The sequence below is a fragment of the Pseudomonas sp. P5_A2_2 genome, assembly GCF_054177685.1.
Window position 1 is genome coordinate 1 of the sequence record NZ_JBGCUL010000843.1, and the last position, 1,944, is coordinate 1,944.

Consider the following 1,944-nt stretch of genomic DNA (forward strand, 5'->3'; position numbering starts at 1 on the left):
CCAAGTGTCCTCGATTAAGCAGCCCAACGACCTGTCCGCTCTGCCGCTGCCCTTGTTCGATCGTCGAGACGCCTCGCCCCTGAAGCTGCCCTTCGTGTTCGCCGCGCACCCAGGCGGTCCGGAGCTTGAAGCCGCCGGCATCCTTTCTTCCTGGTTCGGCGCACTGGCCAGCTATCGCGGCGCAACCTTCCCCACCAGCCTCAGCAGCCTGCCGGCCAAAGGGAACGCGGTGGTGTTTGTCAGCGCCAGCGAATCAACGACCTTGAGTGGTTTGCCGATCAAAGAGGCCACGGGGCCGACATTGACCCTCGTGAGCAACCCGAATGATGCTCAGGGCAAACTGTTGATCGTCTCCGGGCGCGATGGCGCCGATCTCAAAGTTGCCGCGACTGCGTTGGCCCTCGGTGGCTCGGCCTTTTCCGGACAGAGCGTGGTGATCGACCGGATCGACTCGCTCAAGCCACGCCAACCGTACGACGCGCCCAACTGGCTGCCCTCCGATCGCCCGGTTCGTCTGGGTGAACTGGCGAAACCCGCGGAACTCAATGTGTCGGGTTATAACCCGGGACAAATGACCGTTGCCCTGCGCTTGCCACCCGATCTGTTCAACTGGCGTGAGCCCGGTGCGCAACTTGACCTGAAGTACCGTTATACGCCGCAACCGGTCTCCACCAACTCTTCGTTGCTGATCAGTTTCAACGATACCTTCATCAAGTCGATCGACCTGCCTTCGATCGAGAAACTCGGCAACAGCGACAGCCTGCTGTCGATGCTCAAAACCGACGACAGCCTGGCCCGCACGTCGCGCATGCTGTTGCCGCTCAATTCAGTCGCGCTGCAGTCGCGCCTGCAATTTCGTTTCATGTATGACTACATCAAACAGGGCGAATGCCGCGACATCATCATCGACAACATGCGCGGTGTGATCGACCCGGACTCGACCCTGGACCTCAGCCAATACGAACATTTCATGGCCATGCCCAACCTCGGGGTGTTCAAGGACAGTGGCTTCCCGTTCACCCGCATGGCCGACCTGTCTGAAACCTCGGTGATCCTGCCCAACGAGCCAGGCCCGGCCGATCTGAGCGCCTATCTGACCCTGCTGGGCCGCTTCGGCGACTCCACCGGTTATCCGGCCACCGGCGTGAAAGTGGTCCACGCCGACCAGGTGGCCGAGCAACGCGACCGGGATTTGCTGGTGCTCGCCTCGGGCAACAATCAGCCGCTGCTGGAGCAATGGCAAAGCCTTCTGCCGGCCAGGGGCGAAGATGCTGCGCAGTACTTTGAACTGTCTGACCTGCCGTTGCGTCTGCGCAACTGGATCAGCCCGGATACCAAAACCAATCGGCGTGAAGCGCGCAGCAGCTTCAGGTTCAGCGCTGAGGACGGCAGTGCTTATCTGACCGGCTTCGAATCGCCGCTCAAGAGTGGGCGCAGCGTGATATTTATCGCCGGCACAAGGCCCGGCGGCCTGGCCGACGTGACCAGTGCCCTGCTCAGCAGCGAAGAAAATGCCAACGAACTGCAAGGCAGTCTGGTGGTGGTCAGGGGCAAGCATGTCGAATCGCTGGTCGCCGAGCAGGATTACTACGTCGGGCGCCTGGGTCCGTTGCGCTATCTGCAGTGGTACCTCTCGCAGAATGTCATGGCGCTCATGCTGCTCACCCTCATCGGGGTCCTGCTGCTTTCTTGCATGGCCTACCTGGCCCTGCGCCTACGGGCCAAGCATCGTCTTGGCCAATGAGCCGCGCGGGCCAGTGTCGTTCATGCCTGTGACGTCCATGAGCAGCCGGGGTACTTCACTTCGCCAGGGCCTGCGCGGTAACGCGCGCAGGTTGAGCGCTGTGCTTGCGCTCGCCCTGCTGGCGCCGGCGATGGCGGCCGCACAATCCTGCGAGCCGCCGGCCTGGCCACTGTGGCAAACCTATGCGACACGCTTCGTCC

At 62.2% G+C, this 1,944-nt stretch carries 1 protein-coding gene; it reads left to right on the plus strand.

Annotation, left to right across the window (positions count from 1 at the left end):
- Window positions 1-1,744: cellulose biosynthesis cyclic di-GMP-binding regulatory protein BcsB (bcsB, locus tag ACXRVY_RS26420; protein WP_458238667.1), on the plus strand; the 1,744-nt coding region annotated here is incomplete at its 5' end.
- Between the last annotated feature and the right edge of the window lie 200 nt (window positions 1,745-1,944).